The 26,324-nt window shown below is 58.6% G+C and carries 20 protein-coding genes and 3 pseudogenes; 10 read left to right on the forward strand and 13 right to left on the reverse strand.

Annotation, left to right across the window (positions count from 1 at the left end):
• Positions 1 to 311: 311 nt before the first annotated feature.
• The gene (locus CCZ27_RS08940) at positions 312 to 1,007 is read right to left on the reverse strand and encodes an acetyl-CoA hydrolase/transferase C-terminal domain-containing protein (protein WP_096447447.1); all 696 of its coding nucleotides are present in this window, start codon (positions 1,005 to 1,007) and stop codon (positions 312 to 314) included.
• 255 nt (positions 1,008 to 1,262) lie between these two features.
• Between CCZ27_RS08940 and CCZ27_RS08945 the strand changes: the two genes are divergently transcribed.
• Both CCZ27_RS08945 and CCZ27_RS08950 read left to right on the forward strand, forming a co-directional pair.
• Positions 1,263 to 1,718, forward strand: a complete 456-nt coding sequence (locus tag CCZ27_RS08945) for a LexA family protein (protein WP_096447449.1) — start codon at positions 1,263 to 1,265, stop codon at positions 1,716 to 1,718.
• A 72-nt stretch (positions 1,719 to 1,790) separates the two neighbouring features.
• Positions 1,791 to 2,066, forward strand: coding sequence for an H-NS histone family protein (locus CCZ27_RS08950; RefSeq protein ID WP_012585333.1), 276 nt, complete (start codon positions 1,791 to 1,793; stop codon positions 2,064 to 2,066).
• A 514-nt stretch (positions 2,067 to 2,580) separates the two neighbouring features.
• Here the strand turns inward: CCZ27_RS08950 and CCZ27_RS23470 are convergent.
• Positions 2,581 to 4,023, reverse strand: coding sequence for a hypothetical protein (locus CCZ27_RS23470; protein ID WP_157748509.1), 1,443 nt, complete (start codon positions 4,021 to 4,023; stop codon positions 2,581 to 2,583).
• A gap of 5 nt (positions 4,024 to 4,028) precedes the next feature.
• Entirely contained in the window at positions 4,029 to 5,018 is a 990-nt protein-coding gene (locus CCZ27_RS08955) for an ATP-binding protein (protein ID WP_157748510.1), read from the reverse strand.
• 179 nt (positions 5,019 to 5,197) lie between these two features.
• On the opposite strand from CCZ27_RS08955, the pseudogene CCZ27_RS08960 reads away from it, so the two are divergent.
• A pseudogene (locus CCZ27_RS08960) lies at positions 5,198 to 5,640 on the forward strand (transposase); the annotation flags it as partial.
• A 154-nt stretch (positions 5,641 to 5,794) separates the two neighbouring features.
• On the opposite strand, the gene CCZ27_RS08965 reads toward CCZ27_RS08960, so the two are convergent.
• Entirely contained in the window at positions 5,795 to 7,822 is a 2,028-nt protein-coding gene (locus CCZ27_RS08965) for a hypothetical protein (protein WP_096452359.1), read from the reverse strand.
• 724 nt (positions 7,823 to 8,546) lie between these two features.
• Between CCZ27_RS08965 and CCZ27_RS08970 the strand changes: the two are divergent.
• Together CCZ27_RS08970 and CCZ27_RS08975 are read left to right on the forward strand one after the other, a co-directional pair.
• Positions 8,547 to 9,532 (forward strand): annotated as a pseudogene (locus tag CCZ27_RS08970) (IS5 family transposase).
• 513 nt (positions 9,533 to 10,045) lie between these two features.
• Entirely contained in the window at positions 10,046 to 11,746 is a 1,701-nt protein-coding gene (locus CCZ27_RS08975) for an IS1634 family transposase (RefSeq protein ID WP_096447453.1), read from the forward strand.
• A 108-nt stretch (positions 11,747 to 11,854) separates the two neighbouring features.
• Here CCZ27_RS08975 and CCZ27_RS08980 read toward each other — a convergent pair whose 3' ends face one another.
• The 6 genes and pseudogenes from CCZ27_RS08980 to CCZ27_RS24725 all read right to left on the reverse strand — a co-directional run.
• Positions 11,855 to 12,457 (reverse strand): transposase, encoded by a 603-nt coding sequence (locus CCZ27_RS08980; RefSeq protein WP_198363300.1) that lies wholly within the window; start codon positions 12,455 to 12,457, stop codon positions 11,855 to 11,857.
• Between the two features lie 369 nt (positions 12,458 to 12,826).
• Positions 12,827 to 13,099 (reverse strand): type II toxin-antitoxin system RelE family toxin, encoded by a 273-nt coding sequence (locus tag CCZ27_RS08985; protein ID WP_096447457.1) that lies wholly within the window; start codon positions 13,097 to 13,099, stop codon positions 12,827 to 12,829.
• The gene (gene relB, locus CCZ27_RS08990; RefSeq protein ID WP_096447459.1) at positions 13,083 to 13,310 is read right to left on the reverse strand and encodes a type II toxin-antitoxin system RelB family antitoxin; all 228 of its coding nucleotides are present in this window, start codon (positions 13,308 to 13,310) and stop codon (positions 13,083 to 13,085) included. Before relB ends, CCZ27_RS08985 begins: the two co-directional genes overlap by 17 nt.
• A gap of 252 nt (positions 13,311 to 13,562) precedes the next feature.
• A complete protein-coding gene (locus tag CCZ27_RS08995; protein WP_157748511.1) occupies positions 13,563 to 19,835 on the reverse strand; it encodes a type III effector HrpK domain-containing protein in 6,273 nt (2,090 codons plus the stop codon).
• A 95-nt stretch (positions 19,836 to 19,930) separates the two neighbouring features.
• Positions 19,931 to 20,512 (reverse strand): TolC family protein, encoded by a 582-nt coding sequence (locus CCZ27_RS24720; RefSeq protein ID WP_443081557.1) that lies wholly within the window; start codon positions 20,510 to 20,512, stop codon positions 19,931 to 19,933.
• A 114-nt stretch (positions 20,513 to 20,626) separates the two neighbouring features.
• Positions 20,627 to 21,490, reverse strand: a pseudogene (locus CCZ27_RS24725) (TolC family protein); the annotation flags it as partial.
• Positions 21,491 to 21,507: 17 nt separating this feature from the next.
• Here CCZ27_RS24725 and CCZ27_RS09005 point away from each other — a divergent pair.
• From CCZ27_RS09005 to CCZ27_RS09025, 5 genes are all read left to right on the forward strand, one after another.
• Entirely contained in the window at positions 21,508 to 21,807 is a 300-nt protein-coding gene (locus tag CCZ27_RS09005) for a hypothetical protein (protein WP_096447465.1), read from the forward strand.
• A gap of 8 nt (positions 21,808 to 21,815) precedes the next feature.
• Positions 21,816 to 22,586: a hypothetical protein gene (locus tag CCZ27_RS09010; RefSeq protein ID WP_157748512.1), complete on the forward strand. Its 771-nt coding sequence runs from the start codon at positions 21,816 to 21,818 to the stop codon at positions 22,584 to 22,586.
• A gap of 179 nt (positions 22,587 to 22,765) precedes the next feature.
• On the forward strand, positions 22,766 to 23,707 hold the full coding sequence (locus CCZ27_RS09015; RefSeq protein ID WP_157748513.1) for a type I secretion C-terminal target domain-containing protein: 942 nt from the start codon (positions 22,766 to 22,768) through the stop codon (positions 23,705 to 23,707).
• 223 nt (positions 23,708 to 23,930) lie between these two features.
• Positions 23,931 to 24,221, forward strand: a complete 291-nt coding sequence (locus CCZ27_RS09020; RefSeq protein WP_096447471.1) for a nucleotidyltransferase family protein — start codon at positions 23,931 to 23,933, stop codon at positions 24,219 to 24,221.
• A gap of 90 nt (positions 24,222 to 24,311) precedes the next feature.
• A complete protein-coding gene (locus CCZ27_RS09025; RefSeq protein ID WP_096447473.1) occupies positions 24,312 to 24,611 on the forward strand; it encodes a helix-turn-helix domain-containing protein in 300 nt (99 codons plus the stop codon).
• Between the two features lie 197 nt (positions 24,612 to 24,808).
• Here the strand turns inward: CCZ27_RS09025 and CCZ27_RS09030 are convergent, their stop codons facing one another.
• The 3 genes from CCZ27_RS09030 to CCZ27_RS09040 all read right to left on the reverse strand — a co-directional run bounded on the left by CCZ27_RS09030 (position 24,809) and on the right by CCZ27_RS09040 (position 26,237).
• Complete coding sequence (locus tag CCZ27_RS09030) at positions 24,809 to 25,369, reverse strand: hypothetical protein (RefSeq protein ID WP_157748514.1); 561 nt, start codon at positions 25,367 to 25,369, stop codon at positions 24,809 to 24,811.
• A 194-nt stretch (positions 25,370 to 25,563) separates the two neighbouring features.
• Positions 25,564 to 25,887, reverse strand: a complete 324-nt coding sequence (locus CCZ27_RS09035; RefSeq protein ID WP_096447477.1) for a helix-turn-helix domain-containing transcriptional regulator — start codon at positions 25,885 to 25,887, stop codon at positions 25,564 to 25,566.
• On the reverse strand, positions 25,884 to 26,237 hold the full coding sequence (locus CCZ27_RS09040; protein WP_096447479.1) for a type II toxin-antitoxin system RelE/ParE family toxin: 354 nt from the start codon (positions 26,235 to 26,237) through the stop codon (positions 25,884 to 25,886). Before CCZ27_RS09040 ends, CCZ27_RS09035 begins: the two co-directional genes overlap by 4 nt.
• Positions 26,238 to 26,324: the final 87 nt, after the last annotated feature.

The following is a 26,324-nucleotide window of genomic DNA, read 5'->3' on the forward strand; positions in this document are numbered from 1 at the left end:
TCTGCTCCGGCCCACGTGTAGCCCCGTGCCCCTGATCCGCGCAACTGATGCCCGCTTGCACCGGGCGCACAGCCAGCACCCTCCCGACAATAATGATTTCCGTGACACTTATTCCCCTTGCCGTCCCTGCAAGTAGCGATTTGGCATTCTAGTTTCTCGATGCCAAGCCCCCACCGGAGAGAAGTCGTTCGCCGAGGATGAAGGCAGCGAAGACGCTCATCCGAAGGGAAGATCACGAGGATGGTCGGCATACACCGAGTGGGATATTATTGCCGGCTAAAGGATGAACTAGCCGCCACATGCTTCATCACTTACAGCAAGGATCGGCCCCGGTCCCACGCCTCTTGCAGTGACTCACGATGATCCGGCGCAGCGATCGCAATCAGTCGCTTGGCACGCTCCGCCAGCGATGCACCGCGCAGGTCGGCCACGCCATGTTCGGTGACGACGATATCGGCCAGATGACGGGCAGCCCCGACAAGCGCCGACGTATTGAGCCGCGGCACGATGCGCGACACCGTCCCTCGCGACGCACTCGAGAGCAACGCAAAGACCGCCCGTCCGCCGCGCGACAACTGCGCCCCGCTCGCGAAGGCCGGCATGCCGCCGACACCGGCAACGAGTTGTCCCCCGAGCGTGTCGCAATTGATCTGGCCGAAGAGATCCACTTCCAGCGCAGCATTGATCGCGACGAAGTTGTCGATGGCCGCGATGCGGCGAACATCGTGGGTCTCGCTGACCGGTGCAAATAAGAAGGTTTCGTCCGTCGCCACGCGCCGATAGAAGGCGGCATCCCCGAGAGCGACTCCGACATGCGCGGCGCCGGCCCCCCGGATCACCCCTCGATCGGTAAGCGGGACCAGCGCCTGGGTTGCCATGCCGGCGTGGAGCCGAAGCTCGCGGTGATCGCTGAGCGCTTCGAGGACCGCTCCGACCATCCTGCCGATGCCGAGTTGTATCGCGTCGCCATCGCGAACGATGCCCGCGACGTGGCTTGCGAGCTGCATGAGCGGCGCATTCGGCGCTTCTTCGCGATAAGTCACCACCGGGGGGAAGACGGCAGTGGGCGGACGCTTACGAAACACGCGCGCCGATGAGGCATCGATAGATGACCGACACGGGGCGTCCGTCACGCAACTTTGACCGATTGCAGTACAGCTCCCGCTTACACCACCTCCTGGAGCGACCTACCGATCGCCCTGGCCATCTGAAGCTGCTGGCCCGGAAGACGTGCCTACACTGGCACCCGAGAACAAGAAAGAATGATGTTCGTGAGTCCCTCCCCTATCAACGAAGAGTTCCTCTTGGCAGCGCTCGACTCTCCGGCGATGTTCATCCCGACCGGGCCGACGCCTGTTTCCGCAGGTTTTCCATCACCCGCAGAGGACTACGCGCAGAAGCGTCTGGACATCAAGGAGTACCTCGTCCGCAATCCGATCTCGACCTTTTTCTTCACCGTCAAAGGCGATTCGATGCAAGAAGCGGACATTTTCGAGGGCGATGTTCTGGTCGTTGATCGAAGCATTAAACCGGTACACGGTCACCTCGTCGTGGCTTTTGTGAACGGCGAGCGGCTCGTAAAGAGGCTTTCAATCAGGGTTGGCAGTGTGATGCTTCTGGCGGGACATCCAAAATACCCGCCTTTAACGTTGAAGGAGAGAAACGATCTGGAAGTCTGGGTAATCGTTATCGGGAAGTTCAAACGCATCCCCGCTTGATAAAAGCCGTGTTATTCTCTCGCTCGACTCCAGAAACGGAGTAACCCTTTCCAGACTCGCCACGAGAGAATAATGACGTCCCTTCAAGAACTCCTTGCTCAAAAAGAAGCCCTCGAACAACAGATCGCTCAGATCAAGAAGGCTGAGCGCGCGGACGCACTGCAGAATGCCCGTAGCCTGATCGGCACGTTCGACCTCACGGTTGACGAGCTTTTCGGCAAGCAGAAGTCCATTGGAAAAGCAGTGGCAGTCAAGTACCGCAACCCGGAAACCGGCGAAACTTGGACCGGCCGTGGGCGCGCTCCGCGCTGGCTCGATGGTAAGAACCGGGAGGACTTTGCGGTCTGACGATAGAAATGCAGCGCTCAGGCTGAGTGCGTTTGTGTGAAAGACGGTCGGTCACTCTTGATTGAGTGTGCCGGCCGCTTTTCAATCTGCCTGCCGTTTGATTCAGAACCTCCCACCGACCGTACGGTACAGCGATTTCAACACAACACGCATCTGCTGCGGGAAGAACCGCCCCCCTCATGGCCCTGATGGGCGACTTCGGAAGGTATAAGGCACGCAACCAACCACCACTCTCGATCTGCTCCCACCGCCGGGCATCCCCTTTCAGCCAGTCATCGAAGAGTGCGGCTCGAGCACCCCCAGCAGGGCCGCCCACCGCATGACCGAAGAAGCGCTCCCGAAGCGTCTGCTTGCCTTTCCGTTCGAATGCCAGAGGGCGAACGTGCTTTGCTCCATGAAGGCGTTGCGCTTTACGAGATTGGTATCGTCTCATCCCGGAATAGATCGGATTTCCATAAGTAATGTTCAGTCAACTCCACGCCTACTGAGTGAATGCAAGTAGAGCAAGCAGGTCTCACCAAACCAGCACCGCATCCACCAAACCATCCTTCTCTATCAGAAAGGCTCTTGGCAAAACGCCGATTTCAAAATCAATATCCTTTCCCTCATCCGCCTGATTCAGCCAGCTCCTCAAATCAGATAAATACGATTCAAATATAGCAACCTGTATTGAGGTTAGAAAATCAGAAAGCTCAAGCGTAAATCTAGGGCGAACCAAGGCAACCTTGCGTATCGCACCCCTACTGACCCATTCAACGTCGAAAACACCTATCTCTGCGTAACAACGGACGCTCGCAGAGTAAGAAAACGCTTCCATGCCCGCTCGGAACATACTGCACATCAACGGATTTCCCCACCGCAATTCTAGTTCGCCCCGAGCATCTACATACGGACAAATATAGTTAATGCTATACCGGACCTCCTCTTTTGGGACCTTGGTCCAGCGCGAATATCGCCCTCTTCTCCAAACGCACTCACACCTATCCGATCTATGTGTGATTATGTCCTCATACTCATCGTGAATGTCGTTCTTGACACCAATGAATTTCATTTCTTCGATAAGGTATGAGGTATTGAGAATGTCCAGCAAGATATTTAGATCGATTCTCTGAAGAAGGCTTGTTAGCTCTCGCGATAAAGATTTGCTTAACTTATAGCTCTTAGGGCTTAATGAACGTGGTGCGGCGATCATGAATTCTAGAAATTTTGCATCAAGCCTCTTGATCCATTGCAGCCTACCGAGGAGTGAATCAATTTCGTTAACGACGCAATCCCTGCTTTCATAAGAGTCCTCTGTGTCCAAAGGAGTCCAACTCCCGATCTCAGATGAAACTGAATGCTTCCACTCGAAATATCTTCTCTGAGATGCAAATAACCTTCTTTGAATTCGAAGAGAATCACCTGAGACGCAACCAGGCCAATCAACGTAGTATTCTCTGAATACATCGCTTAAAGCTCGCACCGCACAGTCCCACTTCGCCCCAGTGATCCTTGGGCTATACGTAACTTTCAAATCTTCGCCATGCACCGGACACTTCGCCATAAGTGCATCTTCATGAACCCGGCCGTGATAACCTAATTGCAAGCACTTTTCACAGTATCGAACAGAATCGATTATTCTTAATTTTTCTTCTATAAGCCTAAATTTTCTGTTCGAGAGTGCCTCATAGAAAACAGTTTTAACAATCGAAATAGGCTCATCAATGGCGTTTGCTATAAGCTTGATTTGCTCCTTGTTATATCCAGCTTTGTTCCATTCCAAAATATTCACGCCGGTGGTTATGAACCAATACTCTCTAAATTCTCTCGGTCCGATGGAATTCAAATTGCAGAAGATCGCCGCGAAACTAGTAAATGATTGATAGTATATAAGTCTTCCCCTCCCCCAATTTAAGCATGGCGGGGTTTTTCTGTTATTTATTTTATTGTCCTTTGATATAGTTTTCATTATTGACATGACAACTACTGTTTTGCCATAATGGTTCGCATGTAGTCTGTGAATTTAGTGCTAGCAACCACTCTCAATAACTCACCCTTCTCCGTTAATGCATCCCAATCTTCCCCATTTTGTAAGCGTCTAAGGATAGTCTCTACCGTTTCAGCTACATGTTTCATGCCTATTTCTGGTTTGTAGTCCTTCTGTTTCTTTACGTCGTCTGGGGTTAGTTTGACAAACGCGTCCCAGATATCAGTCGAATAAGCGGCAAGCCTTTTCCCTTTTTTGAAATAATCAGGCGCAAAATATTGTAGGTAAGTTATTCCACTCTCTGCAGGCCACTCAGAATCAAGGTCGTAGCCATTGAGAACAAACTCGAGTTCTTTACTCGACCTCAATCCTCGAAAACGCATGTCTTGAGAGAAAAATCGAGCAGTAATGTGTGCATTGCCCGTTCTGGCTAGGTAGTTAGGTTGAAATAAAATGCCATGTGAGCCTATTGATATAACGCAAAGACGAACGCCTCTGGCATCGAGAGCATTCTGTAGTCCGAGAAGCCACTTCCATTCCTTTAGCGTTACCTCATGCGCTTCGTCTATTAGAAGAGTAACGAAACTCCTCCTAGATGACAAAGCCATAGTATAAAGTCTTTCTGTAAAGAGATAGCGGCCAACTGTTCGACTCTTCGGTTTTAGTGGGTCATAGAATTCATAATTAGCAGCCTCAAGAAGATCATTCCAAAACTCTCTTTCAGTGATCGACGAATCACGGCGAATCCAAACAACGAGAGGCACTCTTGTCCCAAATCTTTCTTCTAGGAGAGAGAAAAGGAACCACTTTATAGTTTTAGATTTTCCGTAACGAGATGGGCCATAAATATATCCACCGGTTACTCTAAGGTCGATCCAATTTCCAATCGTTTGAATCATTTCGTCTATCGGAGCTGTGAATATAGCGTACTCGCCACGTAGGACAGGATGGCGATCGTCGACGTCGAGTCCTTCTTGGCTATCCATCGATAAAGCTCCTTGTTGATTCGAAGGCAGCAATATCCAATAGGTGCCGACGAAAATTACTCCGCGAGACAGACACCTACCGCTTCTCATGCTTTCTGTTCAATGACGAATAGATCTGGTTCTGGCTACCTCATACGGGGAGAGGACCTCTCACGTATGCGTGCCATGCCCTTATGAGCGTATTTGAGCCACGGGGTGTCACTCCGCGGTCATTCCACGCCGACCCCGAGATGCATCAAACCAAGAAGGTCAACCAGCGGTGCTTCAGCATGAAGGTCCGCGCAGGGGCCCACCTCGATTCCGGACGCGTGCATACTGTTTCGGTGATGCCCGCCAACGTCTCGGACATCAACCAGTTGCCGCACTTGGTGCGCGAGGCGGGCCTGTTCTGGACCGCGTCGTTCACGGCCAGCAAGCAGCGCCCGTTGACAGAGGCGAACAAGCGCTTCAACCACAACATGTCTTCGATCCGCGCGCGCGTCGAGCACGTGTTTCGCGTCATCAAGCGCCAGTTCCCCTACACGAAGGGGGCTACAAGGGGATCGCAAAAAACGCCGCGCGTGGGGTCTCGCCGTTCGGTTTGACCGATCTCTATCTTGCGAGGCGCGCCTTGACGAGTTGATAGGCGAAATCTGCCCGCTGCGCCCGAAAACGGGCGCTCGCGGCCAGAAACGCCTCGAAAAGAAGCAGTGGAAGCGGAGATATCGATCATCGGGATTAGTGGAAACGGTTGGCCTGGGTGAGCGCGCTCAGAACATGGATTGATCAGAGGTTCCTTAACTCGATGCTGCTTTTCGGCGTCGAGGGGAACTTCCTTGAGAGCACTCATTCACCTCGCTATCAGAATCCTTTCCACCGATGGCTTGATCTCTTCGACCAATTTCCGCCTCATCGCTCGAGCTAATGGTATCTAGCGCAACCCTGAGGAGTTCTTCGGATTCGTTCCGCTCCGAGTTCGCGATTATTCTGCGAAATTCGAGGTAAGATGGATGTGGCGGAAGTTTTTTATTGGACTGAGATTCGCAATATTCCACAAACGCCTCGGTCGCATCGGTGCCTGATGCCACGTAGAACATTTTCTTCCTTATCATGCCTTTAATGGCGGCCCTAATTCGCAAGCTATGGGGGAATCTATGCCATGGCGGACCAGCACGAAGAACGCCGAGGCTTTGTCCGTCCGACGTGGAGGCTAGTGCGATTCTCGCGTCATTCTCTTCATGATTGATCACGTCTATATATTTCCCCGCTAGGTCAAAACGCTGCGAAAGTATCTCGTTTGTATACCTGGCGTTCTCGAAATTCACATAAGGCGCTCTTCCTTCTTGGACGCCGCCCTGCACTTTGCATTTTTTTCTTAAGCTTAGCAGGAGGCTAACCTGCTCGGGGTCTGCGTATCGAAAAGAGAAGTCAGGGCGATTAGTTGCATACTCGAGAAACTGCAATGGAGTGCGATACCCAAGACTGGTATGGGGCGTTGCATTATAATTCGCAATCAAGACATCAATTAAGTCCTCCGCATACTCAAGTTGAAACTGACTATTCAATGCAACTTCCTCCGGCTCCCGCCCCTTACGATCCTTGGGTTTTGAGCCTGTGGTATTTGACATTTTGTGCAATCCGCCGCCTGCAAGAACTCGAAAGAATGTTTCAATAAATGGCCGCTCATCCAGGCCTCGCCGGGAGGCAAATCCCTCCTTTGGCGAAATTAATCTCGAATTTACGACATCCCTTAGAAACTGTTCTACGCTTTTGCACGTCTCGGCGAGAGCGCCGTCAACGCTCGTTTCGTCCCAGCACATGCCAACATATCTGTCCGACATCCCTGAAGGAAAATTAGCATCATCCCAATAGATATGTTCGAGGCCGGGAGATAATATTCGTCGCCGCCATCGAGTCAGAGCAGATTTAATCGCTCTAAGGACATCAGTCTTAGAAACCTCTTTTCCTAATGCAAAGTGGTATCCCAGAACGGCTCGTGATTCAACATCCAAAATTACGATTACCCATAACCTGTGGACGATTCGCGGCACATGCTCGCCATCACCATTGGGCATCAATACACAGAATCGCCCATCTAGTTTATGGGCGTCCATCTCTACCCGCTGCAGCACCCTCTTTACGGGACGGTCCACGCCATCCCCAGTAATCAACTTTCTTTCAAGGTTTTTGCCACCAATGGCTCGCGCGGCCATTTTTGGATTTAATTTGTAAACGAGATCGATGTATCGGCATACGGAATTATATCCATTAGTGATTGTATTAAACGGCCACTCGCCCCTAACCTCATAGCCTAAGTCTCGCAGGCGATCTAAGAACCACTTCCATAGAGCTTGGCGCGGCTTTCTTATCAGAGAGAGGGTGCTTGAACTGGCGGACTCCAATATCTTCTTATCGAAGGATCTACGTAGATCTGGATTCAAATCAAGAACCAGGCCCATCGCACCGACAGCACCTCCACCAAATTCGTTGACTTTTACTTTTCGCTTTCGCTTGTAAGGTTTAATTCTTAGTTTCGGTATTAACCCCCGGAATCCATATATGCGACCATCGGGATGGGTCTTAAGGCATCGCTCTGTGATCAATCGGTACGTCTGTTTTAGTCCGATCTCGCATTTTTCTCGAATTAAGCTATCGCCGTAGCCTGCGAGGTATAGTCTTACGGCTTCTTTTCTCATCAGATATTTTTTTCGATCGAACTCTGTGAGAACCCCATCATCTGGAGTGGGCCAAGCATCTAGATCTTCATTCCCAGTTCTCAGTAGACAGGGCAATTGTCTGCCTAGTGGATTTTCACGCGTCTTCATGTTCGTACGCCGGCCAGAGCGGTTTAGTTTCTTTCATGCAATTTTTATAAAGAGCTTGCTTATTTACATCGAAAGATAAAAGCGAATTCAATAATTAAGGTATTTTTTAAAAAGTTTTCAATGCACTTGAATTGGCGTGTGTAAATTAAAGCGCTTTCCTACCCTTCCTCGCCTTTTCGGAAAGGTGACTTCCGGAGACGCTGACGACTCACTTTGTAGCTACAGTTTTCGTATCTGCGATACGATGGAATTTACTACAAAATCTCGCGCGTTCAAAAGATTGATAGCAAAGTGAAAATCTTCCGGATTATTTTTCACTTTGCTGCTCTCGGCTGAAGGTGATACACACAAGGAGTGTTTTTTCACCTTTCGGCAATCTTGCTAAGGTTTTAATTATTAACGTTTTGTTTTTAATAGATTTTTGTACTTGGTCGCGAGATAAGACGGCTACGGCAATGCTCGCGCTGTGGGCACGCGTAGTCTCGCTATCGTGGTAGTTCTGCTGTGACACAACAGGATCTACTCAGGCGCGCAGATCTGCTCATGGTTCGGGAGGACGAAGCCCGTGCGGCACTGGGGCAACTCGACAACCAGAACCTCCTGAGCCCATTTATGGCCTGCGGTGGGGGATTCACCCTTGTTTTTCGAGGGAGGGGTGCGTCTAGGGAAGCTCTGATCGACTCGGAGCCGGCAAAATACTGAGGTCATGAGGCGCACTGCCACCATGAAGCAAACGACTTTCGCCTCGCTGGCTTTCGAACGGCAGAAGAAGCAGACGCGCGGGGAGCGCTTCCCGGCCTAGATGGAGAAGGTTGTGCCTTGGGCTGCTCTGCTGGCAGTAATCGAGCCGCACTACCCGACGACGGGCCGAAGCGGGCGTCCGCCGATGCCGCTTGCGGCGATGCTGCGGATCTAGTTCATGCGGCATTGGTACGCGCTGTCCGATCCGGCGATGGAGGATGCGCTCTAAGAGGTCGAGTCGATGCGCCGCTGGCCTGACCGACGACGCGATGCCCGACGAGACGACGATCCTCAAGGTCTGCCACCTGCTCGAGAAGCACGCACTGACCTCGCAGATGGTGAACATCATCAACGACACGCTCGAGTAGCGCGGACTACGACTCAAGGGGCGGCACGATGGTTGACGCCACGATCATCCATGCGCCGCCCTCGACGAAGAATTGGGACAAGAAGCGCGGCCCCGAGACAAGAAGGGCAACGAGTGGTACTTCGGCATGAAAGTTCACGTGGGTGCCGACGTCAATTCCGGGCTCGTTGCCTGGCGTCAATTACTTTGGCCGGTCAGGTTAATTGTCGCCGGCCAGCTCGTGCATACCGTATCCGTGACGCCAGCCAACGTCTCAGACATCAACCAGTTGCCGCACCAGGTGCGTGAAGATGACCGGGCGGTGTTCGGCGACAAGGGCTACGTGAACAACAAGCTCAAGCGTCTGGTCCGCAAGGCAGGCCTGTTCTGGGGCGTCTCGCTCAAGGCCAGCAAGCAGCACCCGCTGACCGAGGCGAAAAAGCGCTTCAACCACAAGATGTCCTCGATCGGGGCGCGCGTCGAGCACGTTTTTCGCGTCATCAAGCGCAAGTTCGGCTACACGAAGGTGCGTTACAAGGGGATTTGCGAAGAACGCCGTACAGGTGTTCTCGCTGATCGGTTTGACCAATCTCTATCTTGCGAGGCGCGCCTTGATGAACTGATGGGCGAAATCCGCCCGCTGCGCCCGAAAACGGGCGCTCGGGGCCAGAATGGCCTCGAAAATAATGGTGGTAGAAGCGGGACAGTCGATCATCGTAGTCGGTTCAATCGGCTGGCTTGGGTGAGCGCACCCAAAAGGCCAATTGATCTGGGGTCCCTAGGCGTGCATGCCGGTCAGCAAATCGAACTGGATAGGCGAGTTTTCCCGGCTCAGCTATAGGCACCGGAGCTCTGGTTAGTGGTCAGGATCATCGGTCCGCGCTCATACCGGCGGCTGATATCACCTGGAAGATCAGGTTTGCGCCCTGGAGCCCGATCGGCTTGCAGCCGATCACATGCCGGAGGCAGGCCTCCGGGGTTCGACACTTCACCCCGATTTTCGCCCCTTTTCGGAAAGTGCCTCCAGCGCCGGCGCGGGTTTGACGGCCGCGACCGCAGAAGTGCTGTGGTGGCACGTTTGTAACAGACTTACCTAAGCTTGACGGGGCTTTATAGGTGGTTAAAGTGGCGGCATCATGCACGTCAAGCTCACCACCTCCGGAGGTCGCCGCTACGTCCAACTCGTCGAGTCCTATCGCGACGAAGCGGGACGGGTGAAGAAGCGCACCGTCGCCACGCTCGGCCGTGCCGAGCAGGTCGATGGGTCGCTCGACGCGGTGATCAACGGCCTGCTGAAGATCACCGGTCGCGAACCGATGGGCGCCAAGCCGCCGGCACCCACGGTATCGTTCGAGTCCGCGCGCTCGCTCGGTAACGTGTGGGCGCTGACCGAGCTTTGGAGATCGCTCGGCTTTTCCGGGCTGCGCCGGGTGTTTCGCCGCACGCGCCGCACCACCGACGTGGAAGCGCTGATCCGCCTGATGGTGCTCAACCGCCTGTGCGACCCCGAGTCCAAGCTCGGCGTGCTGCGCTGGGTGCAGACGGTGGCGTTGCCCGACTTTGGGCCGAAGGCGGTGACGCACCAGCAGTTGCTGCGTAGCCTCGATGCGCTGATGGACCATCAGGACGAGGTCGATGCCGTGGTCGCCGGGCTGCTGCGCCCGCTGATCGACCAGGATCTGTCGGTGGTGTTCTACGACCTCACCACGATCCGTAGCGAAGGACTCAGCCAGCAGCCCGGCGACGTGCGCCAGTACGGCATGGCCAAGGAGGGGCTGATTGCCCGCCAGTTCATGCTCGGCGTGGTGCAGACCGCCGAGGGGCTGCCGATCTACCACGAGGTGTTCGACGGCAACACGGCCGAGACCCGGACCCTGTTGCCCACGCTCTCCAAGGTGCTCGAGCGCTTCCCGTCGGTGCAGCGCCTGGTGCTGGTCGCCGACCGGGGGCTGCTCAGCCTGGATAATCTGGAAGCCCTGAAGGCCGTGCGCCTCGCCAGCGGCAAGCCGCTCGAATTCATCGTCGCGGTGCCGGGCCGCCGTTACAACGAGTTCGTCGATCTGCTCGAACCCTTCCACGAACAACAGTGCGCAGCCGCCACTCAGGAAGTGATCTCGGAGCACGCCTGGAACGACCTGCGGCTGGTGGTCGCGCACGATCCGGTGACGGCAGCCACGAAGACCGAGCAGCGCAATGCGCGTATCGACGCGCTGATCCGCCAGGCGGACCAATGGACGGGCAAGCTCACCGAGCAGGACGAAGGCGTGAAGCACCGGGGGCGCAAACTCTCGGATAGCGGCGCCAAGGCGCGCTTCTACCATGCGGTCAGCGAAGCGCACCTGTCGCGCATTCTCAAGGTGGATCTGGGTGAGGAGCTCTTCAGCTACCACATCGACGACAAGGCGAAGCGTCTTGCCGAAATGATGGACGGCAAGCTGCTGCTGGTCACAAACGCCGAGGGCCTCGCCGCGCAGAGCGTGATTCAGCGCTACAAGTCTCTCGCCGACATCGAGCGCGGCTTCAAGGTGCTCAAGTCCGAGATCGAGATCGGCCCGGTGTATCACCGCCTGCCCGAGCGGATTCGCGCGCATGCGTCGATCTGCTTCATGGCGCGGATCCTGCACCGGGTGATGCGCAGCCGACTCAAGGCGGCCGACGCGGGTTACACGCCCGAGCGGGCGCTCGAGCAACTGCAGCGCATCCAGCATCACCGGGTGCGTCTGAACGGCGGCGAGCCGGTGGCGGGAGTGTCGACGCTCAGCACGGAACAGAACGAGGTGCTTCATGCATTGGGGGTAGAAAAACCAGCGGCGCCGGAGCAGTTGGCGCTGTTGTAGTGGCATTTTTTAAAGTGTGCTCTAGCAAAAACAAGCACTTGCGAGCGTAACTGTCGAACTCGGGAGGCCTCGGAGTCAGCCTCGTTGAGGTTGGCCCCGCCGATCAAGTTACAGATCGCCGGTGCACGGTCGCATCCCGCGTGAATCCGTCGCCATTCCACCGCAACACCCTGATCCGGTTTCCGCGCTAGGCCCCGAAACACGATTGAACGCGACGATGTGGCCGCTAAAGGGATCGGTCTCGAATGGTGTCTGAGCGAGCGCAGCGAGCCCATCGAAGCCGCGCCGCATGTCGATAATGCCGGCCGCGGTACAGATTCGCTTGCCGTAATGCGGGACGCTCGTCGCAGCAGTAGCACAGCATGAAGCCGCGCTGGGACGTGCCGTCGAGACCTCCTTCGACGGTGAGCCGTGCGCCCTTGCCTCGATCGTCAGCCGACCGAGCGCGGCCGCTGGGGCATCGAGCATCTCGGGCGCGTCCAACGCATCGGTGTCGGTGTGGATGATCGGCACGAACGCAGCCACGCCCAAGCGACCTTCGTGCTGGCCCTTGCGCCACGCGAATATCTGCTTGGCGTTGATGTCGTGGGGGTGCGCAAGCCGCGACACGGAGGCACCTGGCTGCCGCGACTGCTCGACGACGGCGCGTTTTAGCTCAATGGTGTGGCGGCGGTACGGCCAACGGGTACCGCGACGCGGGCGTTGGTCCACTCTTGTGCCCGTGCAATTCATTGTGGGCACAAAGGTGGGTGCTCACTCCGAGGGGCTGATAGTCAGCGACGGCCAAGCTGGAGGTAAGACGGCACGGGGCCGGCGCCTACTTAAAGCCGTTCTGGGGATCGGATCTACATTCTTACGTAAAACGTCGCGAGAGTTACATGATTACGATAAATAGCCTCCACTAAATCTGTGACCACCTGTCGCTAAGGGCTTGATTAGAAATGATGCGTCCAGTTACAGCGTTAGTGGAATGAACGCCTGCTTTTCCTCCCCGATCAGCACCTGCTCGGGGCTTCTTTGTAAGCGTGGCCCCAAGGCTCTCTTTCGCACGGGCCTCACGTGGGTCCATCAGTATTGTCATTACCGCCTGTACACCTCACGACGGTTTCCGACCTTCACGACCAAGATGCGAAGCTCCCAGTCCTCAATGCTCGCGATGATGCGACAGTCGCCCACGCGGTACTTCCAGAATTCACCGAGGCGCGAACCCTTGAGTGCTTCGCCGATACTGCGAGGATCGTCAAGTACCGCCACGCGCTCGCGCAGGAACGAAGTAATGCGCCTAGCGACCTGTTTGTCGAGCTGCGCTAGATCCTTCTCGGCGCCTTCGTCGAACTTAATCAGCCAAGCCAAGGTGTTTTTCCACTTCATCCAGCGTGTAAGTCTTGGACTTGCCTGCGCGAACGTCGATCAGCCGCTGCTCGGCCAGGTACAGGTCTTCAAGATCGTCAAGGCCGTTCGCAATCAGTTCGCGCAGATAGAACGCCTTGGTGCGACCAGTGGCCGCCGCCAAGTGGTCGAGCCGTTGCTCAATTGCAGGATCGAGTCGAATCGAAGTTGCCATGTCAACCCCTAGTGAATACGTGCATGCAGTGTATCACTCCACGCATTTTCTAACGTTGGAAAAGCGTATCCGTCACAACGTGCTCGGCATCTTCACAAAGTCCAGCGGCGGCTTGGTCTTGCTCAGGTACACGCTCTTGCCAGCAGCAAGAAAATCGGCCGGGGCGAGAATCTCCCCGGCCGGATCGCGGCCATGCGGTGGCGGTGCGGGAAACGCCGGCCGGGGCCGGGCGTTTCCCGCTGCGGTTGCTGATCAGATCACCCTGAAATCGACGTTCGATGGATTGAAAGCACCCACGTATGCCGACGACAGATTCGGGATCTGGGCAAACAGCACGCCGTTCCCGGCTCCTCCCTGCTCGTTGTAATAGAGACTCTTGCTCTCGTGATCGAACACGATGTAATCGTCCCCCCCGTTTGGCGCTGCCGATGCCAGGCGGAAATTGAAGCCCGACAGCTTTCCTAGGGCCAGCCGGGTGAAAATCGCGCTGTCCAGGACGATCGAATCCTTTTCGGCCATGTTGAAGTCGGCGATCGTATCGACGTTGTTGCTGCCCAGGGCGGTATCGAAAATGAAGGTGTCCGCACCGCCGCCGCCGGTCAGCGTGTCGTTGCCGAGCTTCCCGTTCAGCCTGTCGGCCCCGGCGCCGCCAGTCAGCGTATCCGAACCATCGGTTCCGACCTTCCAACTGTTCAGTGCCTGCGTTTGCGGAAGCGCCCAGAAAGCCCTGTAGGCGTCATCCAGCGCCGAGCGAATCTTGGCGGCGGCATCGCTGTCCTGCTCCGACGGAAGATCGTAGGCCGCCATTGCGCCGGCCAACCGGATCACATTGTCCGAAGAAATGCTGAACGTACCGGCGGAGATCGTCTCTACCCGGTTCGCCGGCGACGCATACCAGCCGTCGATGGTGATCGTGTCCTCGCGGTCGTAAAAACTGATCTGCAGATCAGTACCCACCTTGCTGAACCAGACCTCGCTGATGTCCGCCGCATCCACGCCTTCCAGCCGGAGGACGTCATGCTCCGGCTGGCCCGCCTGATGGCGTTCCACGATGAGGGTCCGGCCGCCTCCCATGCCGGCGATGTAGGTATCGTCGCCCGCACCGCCGACCAGCAGATCGCTCCCGGACACGCCGTCGAGCGTGTCGTTGCCATCGAAGCCGTAGAGCATGTTCGGACCGTCGTTGCCGAACAGCACGTTGTCTCCGGAATCGCCTGCCAGTTGCGTCACGCCCCAGGACTCGTAGGCGGAGATGGATTCAATGCGGGCGTTCGCCTTTCCGTCCATGCCGGCTGGCGTCTTTGCCTGGAGCTGATCCGTTCCGCCCGTGCCGATCACGCTGACCACGAAGCGCTGCAGCGAAGAACGCTCACCGTCTGCGTCGAGCTTGACCGGCACGAAATCGGCAACCCGCGCGCCGTTCCAATACATCTCGATGCCGTCGCTGCCGTTCACCTCGAACTGGTAAGCGTCGATCACCAGATCGTATATCTTGCCCTTCACCGTCAGGATCGTGCCGGTCGTCGTGTCGCTGCCGGGCTGGGGATTTCCGTCCACGAGCAGGTCCTGCCGCCCTGCCCCGGGCAGCGAGACCTTCTCGCTCAAGTTTCCGGCAGCATCGACCGCCACGACGTAGATCGATCCCGAATACTCGCGTGCGCTCAAGGCCGTCGGGGAAAACGCCCAGCGGCCATCGCTGCCCACCGTGGTTTTCGCAATCAACGTTTCGCCATGCATCAGGTGGATGATGCTGCCCGCCTCGCCCGTGCCCTCGGCGGAAATCTTGCCGGGCTCGACCTTGCCGTCGCTCTGGGCCGCGCCGGAAACCTGTTTTTGCGTCACCACCGGCGTCGACGGCGCGGTGAAGTCCATCACCAGCTTCACCTCGTTGCTCATGGCATAGGACGTATACGAGAGCCAGTCGATCGTCACATCGGTGTTCGGCTTGTCGTTCCGGTCGATCTCGGCCCCGGAAAATACCTGGGCCGTCAGGGAAAGCGTCCCTTCGCCCATCCCCGCAAACCCTCTCGGGATCGTCAGGACGACGATCCCGCTCTTGGCTTCGCTCTCCGTTATCTTGTGCTGGGCGTAGATCGTTGCCGGATTGATCACCGGGAGTTCGCCCCCTACGGGGACGAGGCCGCTGCCGTCCGCGTAGAAGTATCTGTCGTAGGGTCCGAAATAATAGACAGGCTTCGGAACAAGGACCACGTAGTCGCCGGCACGATAGAACCCATCGGTTTTTATTCTCAGCTTGAGCGAAATCTCTTGTTCGCCGGCATTCATGAACAGGTCGCCCGTACTGGCTTCCAGCGTCGCGGTCTGGCCGGTCGACAGCCCGTATGCGCCCATTTCGTCCATCAGATATTTCAAATACCCCGTGTTGGCCCTGTCTGCTGCTTCCTGCTTGTTACGGTTGATCAATTCCATGATGATGCTGGCAAGGTTCCCTCCAACCGCAAGCACTCCGCCGGCTACGCCGAAGACAGTTCCGACGATGGATGCGACTGTCGCGACCGCCGTGGCGGCCATGGCGGCGGTGGAGCCGGCGACGACGAAAGAGAAAGAGCCGATAATGGCGGCGCTGGCCTCGACCACCGAACTCAGGCCGCTGACCAGGCCCAGGACACTGCTGGTGATCTTGAACCCGCTTCCGACCGGGTCCAAATGCAGTGATTGCACACCGTCGATGATCCCGAAGACGCCGCCGACGACGCCAGCCAAGCCGCCAAGGCCCTTTGCAGCCGCGCCTATCCGCTCCCACCCGACTTTTCCCAGTTTCACGAAGTCGCCACTGGCCTGCAATCCCTTTCCCCAAGAGGCCGAACCTTCGAATATCAGGCTCGCAACCTTGGTCCCATCCACCGCCCATTTTTTCGGATCCGTGAGACCCGTAGCGCCTTTCAAGGCGAGACTCAAGCCGCCCAGCATGGCCGCTGCCACATGCATCGCGCCCTTGGAATAGACCTCCGACGGCTGGAAGGCGGAAGGCAGATGCGGGACCGGCTCTTGCAGCACGTCCTTGAACCACTTGGTTATCGCGGAGCCGAATTTCTGCGGACTCCGCCCGGCTAGATCCCAGGCCGTCTGGATTACCTTGAAGATATCGTCCTGCTTGAGCTTCGTGCCGCCGCTGTTCAACAGATCCGGGTTGTATATGGCCAGTTGGTCATATAGATCGCCGAGCTTGTCATAATCGATCCGGCCGTCCGGGGTCAGGAGAATGGTATCCAGCACCTGCTGGTCGAGTTGCCCGATGAGCAACTCGTTGACGGTGATCGCCAGATTGTCCCGCGCCTGGGGCGTATAGGCGTTGACACTGGCGGAATCCAGCACCGCAAGAAGCCCCGCAGTTTCCGCGCCCATTTCCGCAATGGCCGTTTCAAGGTCGGCGCCCTCATTGACCCGCCGCCTCAGGAAATTCGCCGTCACGATCTCGTCGATGTAGTACTGCATGACGGATTCGTAGAGGCCCGCCCCCCCGAGCAAGGCCGACAACGCGCCCATCGGCTCGTCCGGCCGGAACAGCATGTCGCGAACCTGCTTGATCTCCGCCGACCACTCGAGCAGTGTCTTGCCCATATTGCCGGCACCGTCGAGCATGGACGTTATATGTCCCGGAGACTCCAGCGTTTCGAGATGCCTGCTCAGTTCGACGTAGAGATCTCCATGGACGAGATTGCGCAGTTCCTCTGCATAGTGTTCATCGATATAGTCCCGCGTCCCCTGATCGGATGTGAGGATGTCCATTGCCGATCGCAGCGCGACCAGGTGTCCGGCGGGCTTGTTCGCGAATCCTTCGGTGAGATGAAGGACGCGCTCCCAGGTGCCCGTCTTATAAAGCGCCAGGATGCCGCTCTGGATTTCATACAGGTGGAAGAACAGTGCCGCCTTCTGGGCGCCCGTATAATTCTCCGGGTGAGCGAGGATATCGTCGGTCAGCCCCTCCACGCCGCCGGCCTTCTGCATGACCGACGAAATGGCCGCCGCATTCAGAAGCTCGATCGTCTCCCGGGTGGTCGTCGGCGCCAGCTCAGCACTCCCCCATCCGAGAATGTCGTCGCGATCGATCTTTCCGTTGCCATGGGGCGTCTTGCCCAGATCGTCGCCATATTTGTCGAGGATGTCGAACATCCCCACGTTGCTCCACATCAGGGCCCCGGCGGACGCCTCGACGCTCCACGAACTGGAACTGGACGCCACGTCCAGCAGCTTCTGGCGATCCCACTCTTTCCAGATATCACCCGCGTTGTAGTTCTGCATGCTCATGTATCCCATGAGCTGCACCGTCTGGTTGATGAATGCCTTGGTGACAGGGGATACGCGGCTGAGCCTGATTTCATCCACGTCGGCGGAGCTGAGCGTCCCGTTGAGCAATCCCGCGACGATGTCGTACTTCATCTCGTCCGGTATTGGCCGGTTGTCGTTGTAGTCCTTCAGCATGATATTCATCAAGGGCTGCCAGCGGGAGTTCGAGTCCACGCCGGTCCGGGCCGCACCGGCCAGATCTAGGACGGTACGCTGGCTGACATTGCCCGCCGCATCGACGGCAAGCACGGATATGGCCAGATTTCCCTGGCCGGCCGGCACCAGCGCCTGTATGAGCCAGTTGACACCTTCCTCATTGGGGTCGTCTCTCCAGGGGACCGTGCTTGCCAGCAAATGGTCGAAGGAAGCCGTGCTGCCCGGCACGATGGTGGTGTTTCCGTAAACCTTGATCGTGGTCCCGGCCTCTGTCGCTCCGCTGATGAACAGCGTGGTGTATCCCTGCGGCGCGGGATAGTCATGGTAGAAAACCAGCCAGGCCACTTCGGGCTTGGCGGGGGCCGTTGCATCCAGCGTGTAGGGAATGGCGACCGTCTCGCCCGCAACTCCGTCCGCGTTGACCCCGAGCACCAGGATCTGGTTTGCATAGCTCTTCAATGGAACCGTTGCGACAAAGGCGGGCTTGTCTCCCACGCCGGCGAATTCGGGAATGACGTCGGCCTCGATCCAGTCCCGCCCGTTGACGCTGAGCATGACGCGATCCCCATCCTTCAGGGGCGTATCCAGGTAGCCCATCAGGGTCTGGTAGCGCTCGTTGGTGAGGAACCCGGTTTCCAGGGAGATATCCGTCAGCTTCCCGTCATCGTCGTAGCGCTTGAATCGCCCCGAAACCGAGGGGATCGGCGCCACGCCCGCCATGCTGAACAGGTCCGCCGCCGACAGCGTGTGGCCGTCCGCAAACCGCACTTCGCGGATCGGCGACTCGAAGAAGCCCTCCAGCACCACCATGTTGGTATCGAAGCTGCCCTGGGCATCCATGATCCGGATTTCCAGCCAGGCTCCAGAGTGCGTTGAAGCGTGCCCCTTTTGAAGCCGCACGCTGTCCAGCGTGATTCCACTCGCCGCCGAAAATTCCAGGACGTCCCCGCGCTGGTTCGAAGGGCTGTCCATCGCAATCCATTCCTTGCCCGTCACGCTGTCGAACACATAGATGTCGTCTCCGCCCTTGCCGGACAGAAGGTCGGTTCCTTCCCCACCGTTGATCAGGTCGCTGCCGGGCGTGCCGATCAGAATGTCGTCGCCGGGGGTGACGTTGTCCAGGAAGCTGCTGATGCCGTTGTTTTCCGTGGCCGATTCCTGCAGCTTGAGTTCGTCGCCACCCGCCTTGCCGGTGCCGGTGACGATGAATTCGAAGCGCTGCCACGCTGCCTTGTCGGGGACGGCCTTGCCCAGCAGAGCGCCGTTCCACCAGACTTCCACGCCGTCCTTGCTCGATCCGGCGAAATTCCGCTGCGACAGGTCGAACGAAAGTCTGTAGGTCCGGCCGGCCTGCGTGTGGACCGTCTGCTTGAGGTTGTCGATGCCCATGCTGGCATCGAGTTCGATCAGGCTGTATCCGTCGCTGGCGGCCACCCCGAAATTCTTCCAGACCTCGATCACGCCGGAATCGCTCGTCCAGCCGGGAACGTCGTTGTTTCCCAGAAACGCAAGATCTCCAGCGTAGGCGCTGTTGGATTCGAACGAGCCGTTGACGATCAGGTTCCTGGCCACCACCAGGCTGACGTTGTCGAGCAGGCTGCTGAGGCCATTGTTTTCCGCTGTCGATTCCTGCAGCTTGAGTTCGTCGCCGCCCGCCTTGCCGGTACCGGTGACGGTGAATTCGAAGCGCTGCCACGCCGTCGTGGCGGGGACGGCCTTGCCCAGGGGAACGCCGTTCCACCAGACTTCCACGCCGTCCTTGCTCGATCCCCAGAAATCCCGTTGCGACAGGTCGAACGAGAGCGTGTAGGTCTGGCCCGCCTGCGTGTAGACGGTCTGCTTGAGGTTGTCGAGGGCCAGGCCGGCGTCGAGTTCCACCAGGCTCTTGCCATCGCTAGCGGCCGTCCCGAAACCGTTCCAGACCTCGATCTGGCCGGAATCGCTCGTCCAGCCGAGAAGCGTCAAGGTTCCATCGTCGGTGCGGTTGGCCTCGAACGAGCCGTTGATGATGAGATTTTCGGCGTCGTACTTGCCGAGCCCCAGGCCGGCGGACAGGTCCACCAGGACGCCGACGCCGTCCAGCGTGCGGTCGTGCAGGCTCCCGGCGCTGCTGTAGTAGCGGCTGTTGCTGGAGAAGTCCAGGGTATCGGTCTCCCTTATGCGCCGGATGGCGACGACGATTGCGCGCAGACCGGCTTCGTTTCCGTTCCCTGGACGATCTCGCCGACCCCGCGGGTCAGCAGCGCCAGGCGCCAGGAGGTCAGGATCAGCGCCCCCCGGACGTCACCGAGCTGGTTTTCCAGTTGGGCCGATTCGCGGGCCACGTTCATGACTTCCAGCCAGGACTTGCGCCCGGTCAGGTACTGGCGATCGTAGGATTCGCGCAGCTTTTCGTTTTCCGTCACGGCCCCGGCCAGCGTCTTCTCGCGGGACCGCAGGCTCTTCAGGTTGGCGATGTCGCGCTCGATCTGCTCCCGCGTCCTGAGGCGCAGGGATTCGATCTCTTCCTTCTCCGCCTGCAGCCGCGTGTAGGCCGCGGAACGGTTGGACCACGACGACAGGCCGGCGCCGAACTCCGTCTTCAGCACCACCATGATGCGAGTGGCGTGGTCCGGGTCGCCGTCGTAATAGGCGCCGCGCTGATGTTCGAACGAGGCGACCAGGCGCGGCTTGAGCGCCGCGTCGGCCAGCCTCGCCTCCGCTTCCAGGGACTGCAGCTCGGCCTCCGCCCTGCGGATGGAGGGGCTCATGCGCAGGGCTTCCTCGCTCATGCAAAGCGGATCGAGCGCCACGTCGAGGGGATCCGTGCGCAGGCTTCGCAGGCGGTTGTCGTCGACCGGATGGCCGAGCAGGCTGTTCAGGCGGACGCGCGCCGCAACGGCCTGCGCCTGGTAGCCCGCCAGTTCGGCGTCGACCTGCTCGAGCCGGCTCAGGGCCAGGGTGCGATCGCTCAGCGGGGACAGGCCCTCGTCGACCCGGCGGCTGATCTGCTCCAGAAACATGCCGTGCGTGGCAACGCTCGCGCCCGTCGCCTTGAGCTTCAGCTCCGCGGCGAACCACTCCGCATACCCCTGGACCACGTCCAGCGCGAGCTGCTGGCGGGTCTCGTCGGTGGCGACCTGCGTACTCAGCGCACGGGCCTCGGCGTAGGCGACGCCGTTCTCCAGCCGGCCGCCGGCCCACAGGGTCTGTTCGAGGCGGAAGACGCCGACGGGCTTCTTCCTGGCCGTCGCTGCGCTGTTGTGCCCGGCGTAGTCAACGGACACCGAGGGCGTCGGATAGTATTGCCAGCGCGCGCTTTCCACCTGGTCGGACGCCGCCGCGCTGCGCGTCATCCCGGCCCGGACCGAGGGATGATTCGAGACGGCTTCGGAGATCAGCTCCGGCAAGCCGGATGCCTGCGCTCCGCCGACCAGGCCCGCCGCGGCAAGCCCGAGCCAGAAGCGGCGAAGGCCCGCCGCACGGCACAGACACGCTGTGCCCAATCGCCCCGGAAGGGCGTCTTCAGACGAGAGATCCATGTTCCGTTCCAAGAAGAAAAATCCGGAGCGGAATCTACCGAGGCTCGTCGAAGGCGACTTTTGATCGCAGATCCAAAATCTTTGATCGTTTGCATCAAATTCGCAGCACCGGGCGTAAATCCGGCCAATTGACAAAGAAATCAGCCCTTGCAGCAAAAGTGCGCCGGTGAGAAGTACCGCACACTCGGACCACATCGTCTGGAGGTGCCACCATGTACAAGCAGCATTCCGCCGTGTTCCAGAGCGCCAACGCGCTGATCCTCAAAGGCGTCATTCCGACCCCCGACGCGGTCGGAGCACTACACCCCGAACTGACGGCGGAAGAGATCGAACAGGCGCTGGCCGCGTGGTTCAGGTACGTGGGCACCCTGGGCACCGGCGCCACCCTCGTCGCGCAGGACGCGGTGACCGTGCCGAATGGGGAGGCGACGGCACCCATCTCTTCACCGCCAAGATCCAGGATGACGTCGGGAACCTCAGCCTGTTTGGTTCGCCCAAGAGCGTCGTGGTAGATACGGGCTTGAGTACGGGCTTTGTCTCCCTGTTTGCCAGCACGGACAGCAGCGAGGTCGGTTCGGCGCAGAACATTACGGTAAACATCGAGCGGCTGGCCGCCGGCGACATCGTCAAGCTCTACATGGACGGCGTGCAGATCGGCACCAGGACAGCCGACGCCACCGACGTCACCAACGGCTACGTCACGCTCAGCGTTGGCGCAAACGCCTGGGGTGCGGATGGCGAACGCGTCCTCTCCGCCACCGCCCAGCGCGGCGCCTCGGGTACCGTCGTCAGCAGCCTGCTCGACAGGCACGTCTATGTCGCCGCAGAACAGGCCCACTGGTCGGCGGCCACCGGCTACGACGTCGTCTGGTTCGATCCCGATGCGCTCTCTTACGCTTCCGGCGCCACGGTCGAATCCTGGACCACCTCCGTGGCCACCAGCCTCGGCACATTCACCGTCAGCCGGACGGCCAACGCGACCATCACCATGGTCGATGACCTGGTGTCGGGCCACCGCGCCGTGTCGATTGGCGGCGATGGGGGCTTTTCGCGCCAATCTCCAACGGATGGATTCGTTCGGCGGCAGAGGGGTTCACTGATTTTTCAGTGTCCAAATTTCTCGTGGATACGCCGGATGGCGGTGTCGGCAAGCGCGCCAATACAAGCATCTTCCACCAGTTCGCAGGCAAGGTTGTCAATCAAGGCGTCTTCCTCGCTACGGCTAGAGCGACCAAAGCCGCCACGCTGGGCATGCCTAATAATGCAACTCCGAATATCGAGAACGCATTGACGCTGAACACATGGCTCTCCCAACTAGGTAGCGTCAATTCTGCGACCGCTTCCAGCGGCTTGAACGGCGAAATCTCTTCGTCAGTTTCTCTCGGGAGCGCTGCGAACAACGACTGGCTCAATGTTTTCGGCATTGGCGCGGCAAAAAATAACATGGGAGGTGCCGTCTACCGCGATTCAATGATTGGCTTGGTAGGCGACCAAATCTCGATCGGCGGCCAGCTCCAGCAAGCCTATCAGCAGGAGGTCTCGACCTACTTGGGCGTGAAGTACCAGTCCAGCGGCGCGTTGGTGACGGTGCCGACGGCCGGCATTTACGATCTCACCGGCAGCGCGGTGGCCACCGTCTTGCTGGACCAAGTCGTCAGGCTGGTTTCGTCCGCCACCAACGACACCATCGTGACCGCAGGCAGCGACTACGTGAACGCCGGCGCCGGCGACGACGTCGTGCGGGTGCAAGACCTGCACTTCCGCACCCTCGACGGCGGCCAGGGCACCGACACGCTGGTGCTGGACGCGGACTACGCCGGCGCATCGAACATCGTGCTGGCCGACTTCGTCAGCAATGCACGCGGCGTGGGCAGCGGCAGCCGCAGCAACGTCGTCTCTGGATGGTCCAAGGTCAATGCCGGTGCCGCCGCGGCAGCCGACACGACGGTCGCGCCCGACGGCACCACCACCGCCGACACCCTGACGCTGACCGACTCGACGACGGACACGGACTTCTATGGCCGCTATACCGGTCTGACCGAGGGGCAGACCTACACCTTCAGCATCTGGGTCAAGCTGGGCACGGCCACGAACTTCGATATCACCCTGGACATCTTCCGCTTCATCAGCGGCGAATCCGGCGCCGACACGGTGACCGACTTCACCAAGAGCCAGGGCGACAAGCTCGACCTCTCCGGCATCCTGCTCGGCATGGGCGCCACCGCCGACAACATCGCCGGCTTCGTCCAGCTCGCCAATGCCGGCAGCAACGCCGTGATCAAGATCGACATCGACGGCGGCGCCAACTTCGGCTCCCCCACCCAGACCATCACCCTCACCAACGCCTGGACCGCCGGCAACCTCAACGACGCCCTCACCAACCTCATCGACCAGCGCGTGCTGGTGATCTAACCCGCCCGCCGCCGGCGCCCGGAGACAAACCCGGACGCCGGCTGCGTTAGCCGGTTTGTAGCGTGAGGGCACTCATGGAATCGACGAGATACGGCTAGCAACGCCTCCTGAGCGATGTATAGAATTCGACGCACTGATGCAAAGGTGCAACCAACCCCGCATACAGCGCCTTGAACAAGACCGGGCCGGAAGGGTCAATGCGTTTCGATAGGAAAGGATGCCCATGCGACCGTCCGTAGTGCTCAACATGAAGCGAAGCGCAGTGCGCGAGGCGGCAGGCCGCTTCCGTGCTGCAAACCCGCGCGTCTTCGGTTCGGTGCTGCATGGCACCGACGAGGACGGCAGCGATCTTGATCTGCTGGTCGATGCGCTGCCCGGCGCCACGCTGTTCGACCTGGGCGGCCTGCAAGACGAACTGGAAACGCTGCTCGGCGTCCACGTCGACCTGCTCACCCCCGCCGACCTGCCGCCGAAGTTCCGGGCCAAGGTGCTCGCGGAGGCCCGGCCTGTATGAGTCTCCGCGCGCAACTCCCTGCCATGCGCCGGGATGCTGACGACGAAGGCCGGTGACACCTCATCGGTGAAGCCATGACCGGATAGGGCAATGAGCAACCAACGATTTGCCAGCGTCTGGGATGCCATCGAAGACACCCCGGAAGAAGCGGAAAACATGAAGCTGCGCTCCGTCCTGATGACAGCGCTGAAGAGCCATCTCACCCGCACCGAATTGAGCCGGGCACAAGCAGCCAAGCTCCTGGGCGTGACCCAACCGCGCGTCTCCGACCTGATGCGCGGCAAGATCAACCTGTTTGGCCTGGATGCGCTGGTGAACATGGCGACGGCCGCCGGCCTGCACATCGAAATGCGGGTATCCGAAGCCCCTTCGCGGGACCCGGCGCGATGACGTGCGGCCCGGCTTGCGCATCACCAACTACAAGAAGCGGAGGCCCGGTAAAGTTTTCTTCGACCCTGGCGTCGGGCGCTGATTCTTGCGAATTCCGATGAAAGCCGCCACCGGATGCAAAGCCCCCACCAGTCGTTCCACTTGATGTTTACCCGCTCAGCCCAAGCTCAACGGCTTCCCGCTTTGTTTTCAATTCACTATCCGGGACAAGCGGAACTCGTCGCCATGCCCGCAATCACCGCAACGGTCGTCGCCGACACGAACAGGCCCAGCAGCAGCGCGCTCCAGTAAGTGGCAGCACCTGCCAACATGGATCGATGCGAATCTTCCTGGGCTGGCCTCCCAGAGGGGCGGATCAGGCCGGTTTTGGGGTGCGACTCCCAGCCATACCCCTTCCACCCCAGCCTCTGCTCCAAGTGCCACAGGTATGCCCCGAAATCCTGAATTCGCCGATACCACAGCCAAGACGCGAGAGTGGCGAATATCGCCAAGAATAGGGGAATGAACGCCCCCACCATTACGATCACCGCCGGCAGCTTGATGCACGGATTGCCATTCGCTTGCAGCCCGAATCCATGGGAGAGCACCCAGGCCAATATGGCCCCTGCCACCGTGGGTACCCAAAGCGTGAGCGCATCCAACCTTCCCACGATGCCTACAACTTCAGTCCGCAGTGAATTAAATTCGGCGAGATGGAAGTCGCGTTGCGGCTTCTCTGCATCGGGCTCTCCAGATACCACATTTTGCGGGACGTTCACGTTTCTGTGGCCTTCTTGCTATTCACACTGTTTTTTATTCTACAGCTTGCCCTTTTCCTCTGCCTCCGCAATCCCTTCCACTTGAGCCGATATACCTTACCTCCTGCCCGGAACAATCCGGCCCGAACCAGCTTCTCGATGTCCCGGACGACCGTGGTTCTGTCGAGCCCGAGATTCGCGAAGTCGCCCATGGCCTATGTGGCCTCGACGACCCGCACATCGAACGTTACTTTGAGCCAATCCCTGATTGCATTGAAGATGGCCGCCAGGTTGTCCATGCTGGGATTGCCCTTCGGGGAGAGCATGCGATGCAGGCTCTTGCTGGGCTTGTGCGTCAATTCGGCCAGGCTCTCGAAGCCGACTGTCGCGTTCACCAGGTCGCGGAGGATGAGGCGGGCCGCATCCGGTTCGCCGCTGAGGAACAGCGTCGCAGCCTCATCGAGAAGCGCCTTCGCAAAATCCGGGTCGCGCTCGACACGCGCGACAATGGTTTGCTTGAAGTCACGGGTTAACGTCATGACCTTTTCCCCTTCCTGATTGCGGCGAGGACTTTCTTCCTCGCCTTGTATTCGTCGTGCAACAATACCGCCTGGTCGATCGCCCGCTGTTGCTCCTTCTTCGTGCTGCCGCCAAGCAGGATGAGCAGTCTTTCGCCATCCTGGGCCAGATAGACGCGATAGCCTGGCCCCCAATCGATGACATATTCGCCAATCCCTCGAAACCATTTGACGTTCGAGGTATTACCCAATTCAAGACGGGCCTTGGCGACCGTCACCTTGGCCGCCGCTTGCGCATCCAGCCCGTTGAACCATGCTTGATATGGATTCGTTCCGTCTTCCCGGATGTACTCTTCGAGCCTGATCTTCATGGTACGAAGGTAACTTATAGGTTACCGAATGGCAAGTCCGGGCGGCACTGCCGGAGTTGCTGAAGCAACTGTCCGCCGTGCGCCAGG

The sequence above is a fragment of the Thauera sp. K11 genome (assembly GCF_002354895.1).
Taxonomy (GTDB): Bacteria; Pseudomonadota; Gammaproteobacteria; order Burkholderiales; family Rhodocyclaceae; genus Thauera; species Thauera sinica.

What these genes read in the sequence shown, in the direction of transcription:
- CCZ27_RS08940 (WP_096447447.1), bottom strand. Translation starts at nt 1,007, where the DNA reads ATGCAGCTCGCAAGCCACGTCGCGGGCATCGTTCGCGATGGCGACGCG.
- CCZ27_RS08945 (WP_096447449.1), top strand. Translation starts at nt 1,263, where the DNA reads ATGATGTTCGTGAGTCCCTCCCCTATCAACGAAGAGTTCCTCTTGGCA.
- CCZ27_RS08950 (WP_012585333.1), top strand. Translation starts at nt 1,791, where the DNA reads ATGACGTCCCTTCAAGAACTCCTTGCTCAAAAAGAAGCCCTCGAACAA.
- CCZ27_RS23470 (WP_157748509.1), bottom strand. Translation starts at nt 4,023, where the DNA reads ATGTCAATAATGAAAACTATATCAAAGGACAATAAAATAAATAACAGA.
- CCZ27_RS08955 (WP_157748510.1), bottom strand. Translation starts at nt 5,018, where the DNA reads ATGGATAGCCAAGAAGGACTCGACGTCGACGATCGCCATCCTGTCCTA.
- CCZ27_RS08965 (WP_096452359.1), bottom strand. Translation starts at nt 7,822, where the DNA reads ATGAAGACGCGTGAAAATCCACTAGGCAGACAATTGCCCTGTCTACTG.
- CCZ27_RS08975 (WP_096447453.1), top strand. Translation starts at nt 10,046, where the DNA reads ATGCACGTCAAGCTCACCACCTCCGGAGGTCGCCGCTACGTCCAACTC.
- relB (WP_096447459.1), bottom strand. Translation starts at nt 13,310, where the DNA reads ATGGCAACTTCGATTCGACTCGATCCTGCAATTGAGCAACGGCTCGAC.
- CCZ27_RS09005 (WP_096447465.1), top strand. Translation starts at nt 21,508, where the DNA reads ATGTACAAGCAGCATTCCGCCGTGTTCCAGAGCGCCAACGCGCTGATC.
- CCZ27_RS09015 (WP_157748513.1), top strand. Translation starts at nt 22,766, where the DNA reads ATGATTGGCTTGGTAGGCGACCAAATCTCGATCGGCGGCCAGCTCCAG.
- CCZ27_RS09020 (WP_096447471.1), top strand. Translation starts at nt 23,931, where the DNA reads ATGCGACCGTCCGTAGTGCTCAACATGAAGCGAAGCGCAGTGCGCGAG.
- CCZ27_RS09025 (WP_096447473.1), top strand. Translation starts at nt 24,312, where the DNA reads ATGAGCAACCAACGATTTGCCAGCGTCTGGGATGCCATCGAAGACACC.
- CCZ27_RS09035 (WP_096447477.1), bottom strand. Translation starts at nt 25,887, where the DNA reads ATGACGTTAACCCGTGACTTCAAGCAAACCATTGTCGCGCGTGTCGAG.
- CCZ27_RS09040 (WP_096447479.1), bottom strand. Translation starts at nt 26,237, where the DNA reads ATGAAGATCAGGCTCGAAGAGTACATCCGGGAAGACGGAACGAATCCA.